Source organism: Microbacterium sp. UBA1612 (assembly GCF_002321605.1).
In the GTDB taxonomy this organism is placed as follows: Bacteria; Actinomycetota; Actinomycetes; order Actinomycetales; family Microbacteriaceae; genus Microbacterium; species Microbacterium luteum.
Genome location: NZ_DCMW01000019.1, coordinates 82,369 through 90,211, shown reverse-complemented (window position 1 = coordinate 90,211; position 7,843 = coordinate 82,369). Strand labels below are relative to the sequence as shown.

The following is a 7,843-nucleotide window of genomic DNA, read 5'->3' as shown; positions in this document are numbered from 1 at the left end:
CGTCATGTTGTCGGTGTTCATCACGCCGTGCACGAACCCGACGAGTACCCATCGGGCGATGAGGGACGCCTGCGCGTGGACCACCGCCTCGAGAAGCGACAGCGATGGGTTGTCGGCGTCGGCGAGGTGGGGATAGTGGCGCTCGAGCGCCGCGGCCACCAGTCGGCGAACCAGATCGTCGTCGCCGGCGGCTGCGGCGTACTGGAAAGTCCCCACCCGCAGGTGGCTTGCCGCGACGCGGGCGAGCACAGCCCCGGGAAGGACGGTCTCGCGCTGCACGGGAACGCCTGTCGTCGTCACCGCGAGGGCGCGGGTGGTCGGGACCCCGAGCGCGTGCATGGCCTCGCTGATGAGGAACTCCCGCAGCATCGGCCCGATGGCGGCCAGTCCGTCGCCCCCTCGCGCGAACGGTGTGCGCCCCGACCCCTTCAGATGCAGGTCGCGCAGACGCCCGTCCGGTGTGGCGATCTCGCCGAGCAGCAACGCGCGGCCGTCGCCGAGCACGGGCGAATAGCCGCCGAACTGGTGCCCCGCGTAGGCCTGCGCGACGGGCATCGCGGATGCGGGGAGCCGATTGCCCGTGAGGAGGCCGACACCGTTGCCGGCGCGCAACGCCGTGGGGTCGAGGCCCAGTTCGACCGCGAGCGGCTCGTTGAGCACGAGCAACCGGGCATCGGGGAACTCCGCCGCGTGCCACGGCACCGCCAACTCCGGGAAGGCTCGGGCGAAGCGCGAGCTGAATTCGACGACGGTCTCCGACGCGACGGTCATGGTCCCAGGCTACGTCGGGAGTGGGACGCCGAGGCCGGCGGATCGGCGAAGGTTCGGCGCCACCGGCAACGCCCCTCCCCACTCACTGCCTGACGACGACACCCCCGTCCAGCCTGATGACGCGGTCCGCGTGGGCGATCGCGTCGTCATCGTGCGTCACGCACACGACCGCCGCACCGCGGGCGGCCTCTTCGGCGAGGATCCGCTGCGTGCGGGCGACACTGTGACCGTCCAATCCCGCGGCGGGCTCGTCGAGGAGAATCACATCGGGCCGGCGCACGATGCCCTGCGCCAGGAAGACGCGCTGACGCTGACCGCCCGAGAGGTCCGTGAGCGGGCGGGACGCGAACGCGGTCATCCCCACCCGGTCGAGCGCATCGGCGGCAGCCCCCTTCGCCGCGCGGCGCTCGAGGCGAGCACCGCGCTTCCAGGTGCCCATCGCGACGACATCCGCCGCCGTCACCGGGAGCATCTCCGGCGCGGCAGGTCGCTGCACGACGAGCGCAAGGTCGCCGTTTCGATGCACGACCCCGAGCCGCGGAGGCCTGACGCCCGCCATGATCTCCACGAGAGTGGACTTCCCCGAACCGTTGGGCCCGGCGACGGCGACGACCTCGCCGAAGTCGACGCGCACCGACACGTCATGGACGACATCGTCGGCGGCGTAGGAGAAGCAGACGCACCGCGTCTCGACAGCGGCGACCCGGAAGTTCACGTTCATCAGTGTACCGGTTTGATAATCATTATCATTTACTTGTAGAGTCTCGACCCGTGTCCTGGCTCACCGATCCCCTCAGCACCGAGTTCTTCGCTCGTGCGCTCGTGGGCGGCGCTCTCGTCGCGGTCATCTGCGGCGTCGTGGGCACGTGGGTCGTCATCCGCGGCATGGCATTCCTCGGAGAGGCCATCGGCCACGGGATGCTCCCGGGCGTCGCGCTGGCCACGGTGCTCGGCCTCCCGCTGCTGCTGGGCGCTGCGGCCAGCGCCGTCGCGATGAGCGCCGCCATCGGCGCGCTGCAGCGGCGCGGCAGGCTCTCGTACGACACCAGCATCGGGCTGCTGTTCGTCGCGATGCTCTCGGTCGGCGTGATCATCGTGTCGCACTCGCGCAGTTTCGCCACGGACGCCACGGCCCTCCTGTTCGGCGACATCCTGGCCATCCGTCCGGCGGACATCGTCGTCCTCGCCGCCGCGATCGCTCTCACCCTCGCGGTCACGATCGGGTGCCACCGAGCCTTCGTGGTCGCCGCATTCGATCCGCGGATCGCCGAGACGCTGGGACTGCGGCCGCAGCGGGCGCACGTGGCGCTGGTCGGGCTGGTGACACTCGCCGTGGTCGCCTCCTTCCAAGCCGTCGGCACGCTTCTCGTGGTGGGCCTGCTTCTCGCACCCGCCGTGGCGGCTCGCAGCTGGACCACCCGCATCCCCGCCACGATGGCGCTCGGCGCCGCGATCGGCGTCCTCGCTGTCGCCATCGGACTTCTCGTGTCGTGGCACTTCGCAACGGCGGCAGGAGCTTCGATCGCCGCGACGGCGATCCTGCTCGCCGCGCTCTCTTCGTCGGCCCGGACGCTTGCGGCGCGACGGATGCGGAGCATCCATCCCCTCCCCTCCCTCACCCGTGCCCCCGCACAGGTGCCTGAAAGGACCTCGTGATCACCCCACGCCCTCTCGCCGCCACCACCGCGGTCGCCCTCGCGCTCGTCGCCCTCGCCGGATGCGGCGTCGAGTCCGAGCCGACCGCCACACCGGTCGACGACGTCTCCGACGGGCACGGTGAGATCGCCACCGCCGCCGAGGTCGAGGAGCCGCCGCTGGCCCTCGTGTCGGTCGACGACAACGGCCGCGTCGGGATGCTCGACCTGCTGTCGGGAGAGAGCGAGGACCTGGGATCCGCCGGCGCACCGACCGGACTCGCGAGCGACGGTCGGTACGTGTTCGTGTCCACGGCGGACGGTGTCGACATCGTCGACTCGGCGCGCTGGAGCTGGAACCACGGTGACCACTTCCACTACTACATCGGCTCGCCCGAGATGCCCGGGACGGTTCCCGGATCGGGGATAGCCACGGCGACCTGGGGAATGCTCTCGACCGACGGTTCCACCGCCATGCACTTCGCCGGTTCGGGCGAGGCCGTGCTGCTCGAGAACGAAGCTCTCGCGGAAGGCGAGATCGTCGAGCGTTTCCGCGTCGATGTCGACGCCGATGCCGTCGTGGCGCCGCTCGGTGACGGAGCGGTGATCAGCGAAGCCGACGCGCTGGAGGTCTACGACGCGGAAGGCCGGCAGACGGAGCAGTCCGTCTCGTGCACCGACGCGGCGGGCGCGATCACCACGGTCGTCGGGCTCGCGATCGGATGCGCCGAGGGCGCCGTGCTCGTCACCGGCGACGAGGACGAGGCGGAGTTCTCCGTGATCCGGTATCCCGACGACGTCGACGCCGAACGCGCCGTCGCCTTCGACGGGCGGAAGGGACGCCCCACGGTCGCGGGCCTGACCGATGCTTCGGGATTCTGGCTGCTCGACACCCGCGAGGAGACCTGGACTCACGTCGCTACGGAGCACACGCTCGTGCACGTGACCGCCGTCGACGACGAGGCCGGACACGTCGTCGCGCTCGACACCGACGGGCGCGTGCGGGTCTACGCGGCAGCGACCGGTGAGGAGATCGCCGCCACCGACGTGCTCGTGGGCGCCCCGGACGCGGCGACCTCGCTCACCGTCGACGGCCAGCGCGCGTACCTCAACGACCCCGCGGCCGCTGTGGTCCACGAGATCGACTATGCCGACGGCGCGCGCATCGCGCGCACGCTCGACACCCCCACCTCCCCGGCGTTCCTGTCGGAGGTCGGACGATGAGGCCGTGGCGACCGCTCGCGCTCGCCGCGGCCGCCCTCGCGGCGCTCGGACTCGCCGGCTGCACCTCGAGCTCCACCGACGACGAGCCGCAGGTCGTGGTCACCACGAACATCCTGGGTGACGTCGTGACCGAGATCGCCGGCGACGAGGCGCACGTGACCACTCTCATGAAGCCCAACGCCGACCCGCACTCGTTCGAGATCTCCGCCCAGGAGGCGGCGACGCTGGACGACGCCGATCTCCTCGTCTCGAACGGACTGGGTCTCGAGGAAGGCCTGCAGCAGCACCTCGACCGGGCGACGGAGGCCGGCGCCGCCATGGTGATCGTCGGCGACGAGATCAACGTGCTCGACTACTCGTCCGGCGATGCATCCGGCACCCCCGACCCTCACTTCTGGACCGACCCGGCCCGCATGGTCGACGTCGTCGAGGCCGTGGAGGCCGCACTCGGCGCCGTCGACGGCGTCGACCCGGTCGTCGTCGAGGAGAACGCGGAGGCCTACCTCGACGAGCTCGACGCGCTCGACGCGGAGATGACGTCGGCGTTCGCCGCCATCCCGGCATCGCAGCGAGCGCTCGTGACCAACCACCACGTCTTCGGCTACCTCGCCGACAGATTCGACTTCGAGGTCGTGGGCGCCGTCATTCCCGGGGGCACGACGCTCGCCGCACCGAGCGCAGCGGATCTCCGTGATCTGGCCGCCGCCATCGAGACCGCCGGGGTGCCGACCCTCTTCGCCGAGTCCTCCCAGCCCGACCGGCTCGTCCAGGTCCTCGCGAGCGAGGTCGGCATCGACGTCGACGTCGTCGAGCTGTTCACCGAGTCGCTGACCGAACCCGGCGAAGGCGCCGACACCTACCTCGCGATGATGCGCGAGAACACCGCGCGCATCTCCGAAGGCCTCACCCGCTGAGGGAACCTGAAAGGAAACACCATGACACAGCACAAGCGACGGGTCGCCTTCGCCGCGACCGTGGCCGGCATCGCACTGCTTGCGGCGGGCTGCGCGAGCGGAACCGCCGAAGACACGAGCGGTTCGACCACCACCGAATCCGCCACCGAAACCGTCGAGGGGCGCATCGCCGTCGCGTACGAGGGAGGCGTCGCCGTCCTCGACCCCGAGACCCTCGAGGTCGTCGACGAATTCGCGTCGGAGGAGTTCATCCGCCTCAACACCTTCGGTGACGGAAAGACCGTCGCGGTCACCACGTCGGCCGGATTCCAGATGCTCGACACGTCGGAGCCCGCACTGACCGACCTCGTCTTCGAGGCGACCACTGCCGGTCACGTCGTCTCCCACGAGGGCAACACCGTCCTTTTCGACGATGGCACCGGCACATCCACGATCGTGGCCACCGACGCCTTCGCCGACGGCTACGACGCGCTCCCCGAGACGACCACGTACACCGCCGACGAGCCCCACCACGGCGTCTCGATCGTGCTCGAAGACGGCGAGCTGGTCACCACGCTCTCTGACCGCAGCGGCGCCGTCGCGCTGCACGCGCACGAGGACCACTGGGACGAAGAGGCGATGAGCGCGGACTGCCCCGGCATCCACGGCGAAGGCACGGCGGCCGACGAGGCCGTGATCTTCGGCTGCGAGAACGGCGCCCTGCTGTACGCGGACGGGGAGTTCGTGAGCTTCACCGCACCCGACGAGTACGGCCGCATGGGCAACGCCTTCGTGTCGGAGACGAGTCCCATCGTCGTCGGCGACTACAAGAACGACCCCGACGCAGAGGGCTACCTGCTCAACGCGGTCACGCTGATCGACATCGCCGCACAGACCTACGAGGTCGTCGACCTTCCCGACGAAGTCCAGTACACATTCCGTGACATCGCGCGCGGCCCCGGCGACCTGGCGTACATCCTCGCCAGCGACGGCCAGATCCACGTTCTCGACCCCGAGACCGGTGAGCTGACCGACGCGTACCCCGTCGTCGAGGCGTGGGAGGGCCCGGTCGAGTGGCAGGATGCTCACCCGGCCATCAAGGTCGCGGACGACATCGCCTACGTGACCGAGCCGGCGGCGAACTCCGTCCACGCGGTCGATCTCACCACCGGCGAGATCGTCTCGAGCGTCGAGCTCGACCACACGCCGAACGAGATCGCGATCAGCTGATCCGATTCGGCCCATGACCGGCACCGGTGCGGACACCTCTCGGGGAGGCATCCGCACCGGTGTCCTCGTGAGGAGATCAGGCCTGGAGAGGATGGCCACCTGCCGGGGCGTCCTCTCGAAGCGTGATCTCCTCTCGAAGGGGATGCTCGGCAAGCGGATGCGCAGCGGCAAGCGGATGCGCAGCGGCAGGCTGCGCCATGCGAGCGGGCGCACATCAGCGGGCCAGGTGAAGCCCCTGCGCCACGGCGAGCATGATGCGCTCCTGCACCTCGGGCCACTGCTCGGTGACCTGCACGTACGTCACCCGAATCACGTGATATCCACGCAGCATGAGGTCGGCGTCGTGAGCGATGTCGGCGGCGCGCTGCGCCCCGACGTGGTGTCCGCCGTCGATCTGCAGCGCGATGCGTTCGCCGATGAGCAGGTCGACGCGGTGCCCGTGGAGCCAGATCTGACGACGCAGTGGGAGACCCAGCCACCGCAACCGGGGCACGACGAAGGTCTCGAGCCCGGAGTCGGCGAATTGGTCGGCTTCCTCGAGAATGCGGCGAGCGGCGGGCGCCAGATTCAGTCGCCGCAGGAGCTCGACGTCAACCACTCGCTGGCGCAACGCCGACTCCCAGATCGCCAGCGCCGATTCGTGCGGCTGGCACGTCGCCACCAGCGCGAGCACATTCTCGATGCCATCCTCGAGCGCATCCGGATGCCGTGGCACGACGGGCGTCGCCCAATGCACATGGGCCGCCGCGAGGTGGGCTCTGCTCGAATTGGACCGGGCGGCGACATGCGGCGCCTCCTCGCGGCCGTACACCCACAGACCGTTTCGGCGAGCCTGCGTCACACAGGAGAGCACCACGCCACGCTCCGCTGCCCCGACGAGGGAAGGATCCGCGTCGACGGAGGCCACCCACCCGCGCCTGACGCGGAAGATCCTCCCGGCGGCGATCGCCGCCTCGACGGACACGGGGGAAAGCCCGGCGTCGCGAAGAACAAACGTTCGGACGACACCACCGCGTCGGACAACAGCATCCGTGACCTCGACCGCCCGGCTCGTCGTCGCTCTCGAACGCGTCACTCCCATGCGGACAGGCTGCACCCCGCACCACACTGCACGTGCTCGCATCCCCTCCGCTGTGGATGGCGCACCGATACCGGCCGCCGGGGAGGATCAGACGCCTCGCGCCCCGCGAGGATATCCCGCTTCCAGAGGACTCAGCCAGCGAGAATGTCCTCTTGGAGCGGGATCTCCTCTCGGGGGCAGGTGAGCGGCGACGCCGCGCAGGCAGGATGCGGGCGCGGCCGAACGCCGGCGCCGGCTCAGGCGGTGGCCTTCGCCTCCCGCTCCTTCGCGCGCTCGAGGGCGCGCTGCCGCTGCGTGCGACCCTGCTCCTCGAGCTTCTCGGCACGGGATTCGTCTCGGGTGAGGTTGACGCTCGTCTCCGGGTCGAACACGTACAGCGAGTCCGGTGAGAGCCACAGGTTCGCCGTGTCCCCTCCGGTGATGAGGCTGTTCGCATCGAGCGCGATCACCATCTCGGTGCGCAGGCTCTCCCCGTCCAGGTCTTTGTCCAACTGCGAGAGGGTCTCGCGCACCGCCTCGTCGGTCTCGAACGGCACGTACGCGTACAGCACCTCCCCCAGCCACTCCGTCATCTCCACCTCGACGCTCACACGCACGCCGTCGCTCGGCTCGTTCTCCATCGCATCGACGTCCTGGAAGGCGTCCGGGCGCACCCCGACGATCACCGTGGACCGGTCGCCGATCGCGGCGCGCAGCCGGTCGTCGATGGGCACATCCATCATCGGCAGGCGCAACGTGTCGCCCTCGACGGCACCGTTGAGGAAGTTCATGGGCGGTGACCCGATGAACCCCGCGACGAAGAGGTTGGCCGGCTGCTCGTAGAGCCCGCGCGGACTCGCCACCTGCTGCAGTTCGCCACGCCGGAGCACCGCGACGCGGTCGCCGAGCGTCATCGCCTCGGTCTGATCGTGCGTGACATAGACGGTCGTGATGCCGAGCGAGCGCTGCAGCCGCGCGATCTCGGTGCGCATCTGCCCGCGCAGCTTCGCGTCGAGGTTCGACAGCGGCTC

The 7,843-nt window shown here is 70.0% G+C and carries 8 protein-coding genes; 4 read left to right on the top strand and 4 right to left on the bottom strand.

Translation table 11 applies throughout. The features are described from left to right. On the bottom strand, nucleotides 1-771 hold a 771-nt coding region (locus B3S45_RS08200; RefSeq protein WP_286719652.1), incomplete at its 3' end, for a protein adenylyltransferase SelO family protein. 82 nt (nucleotides 772-853) lie between these two features. Continuing rightward, nucleotides 854-1,492, bottom strand: coding sequence for a metal ABC transporter ATP-binding protein (locus B3S45_RS08195; RefSeq protein WP_414683081.1), 639 nt, complete (start codon nucleotides 1,490-1,492; stop codon nucleotides 854-856). A gap of 50 nt (nucleotides 1,493-1,542) precedes the next feature. Between B3S45_RS08195 and aztB the strand changes: the two genes are divergently transcribed. The 4 genes from aztB to aztD are packed head-to-tail and all read left to right on the top strand — an operon-like array spanning nucleotide 1,543 to nucleotide 5,752. Beyond that, nucleotides 1,543-2,427 (top strand): zinc ABC transporter permease AztB, encoded by an 885-nt coding sequence (aztB, locus tag B3S45_RS08190; RefSeq protein ID WP_286719648.1) that lies wholly within the window; start codon nucleotides 1,543-1,545, stop codon nucleotides 2,425-2,427. Continuing rightward, nucleotides 2,424-3,629, top strand: a complete 1,206-nt coding sequence (locus tag B3S45_RS08185) for an ABC transporter (protein ID WP_286719646.1) — start codon at nucleotides 2,424-2,426, stop codon at nucleotides 3,627-3,629. The genes aztB and B3S45_RS08185 overlap by 4 nt, the downstream gene beginning before the upstream one ends. Beyond that, nucleotides 3,626-4,543 carry a zinc ABC transporter substrate-binding protein AztC gene (gene aztC / locus B3S45_RS08180; RefSeq protein WP_071043906.1) on the top strand — a complete coding sequence of 306 codons (918 nt, stop codon included), beginning with the start codon at nucleotides 3,626-3,628 and terminating at the stop codon, nucleotides 4,541-4,543. Before B3S45_RS08185 ends, aztC begins: the two co-directional genes overlap by 4 nt. A 21-nt stretch (nucleotides 4,544-4,564) precedes the next feature. Next, a complete protein-coding gene (gene aztD, locus B3S45_RS08175) occupies nucleotides 4,565-5,752 on the top strand; it encodes a zinc metallochaperone AztD (protein ID WP_286719643.1) in 1,188 nt (395 codons plus the stop codon). Nucleotides 5,753-5,966: 214 nt separating this feature from the next. Here the strand turns inward: aztD and B3S45_RS08170 are convergent, their stop codons facing one another. Next, on the bottom strand, nucleotides 5,967-6,659 hold the full coding sequence (locus B3S45_RS08170; protein ID WP_286719641.1) for an endonuclease domain-containing protein: 693 nt from the start codon (nucleotides 6,657-6,659) through the stop codon (nucleotides 5,967-5,969). Between the two features lie 410 nt (nucleotides 6,660-7,069). Then, nucleotides 7,070-7,843 (bottom strand): ABC transporter ATP-binding protein (locus B3S45_RS08165; RefSeq protein ID WP_414683080.1); only part of this gene is annotated, 774 nt, incomplete at its 5' end.

Coding starts and splice junctions, on each gene's coding strand:
- B3S45_RS08195 (WP_414683081.1), bottom strand. CDS start 1,492: ATGAACGTGAACTTCCGGGTCGCCGCTGTCGAGACGCGGTGCGTCTGC.
- aztC (WP_071043906.1), top strand. CDS start 3,626: ATGAGGCCGTGGCGACCGCTCGCGCTCGCCGCGGCCGCCCTCGCGGCG.
- aztD (WP_286719643.1), top strand. CDS start 4,565: ATGACACAGCACAAGCGACGGGTCGCCTTCGCCGCGACCGTGGCCGGC.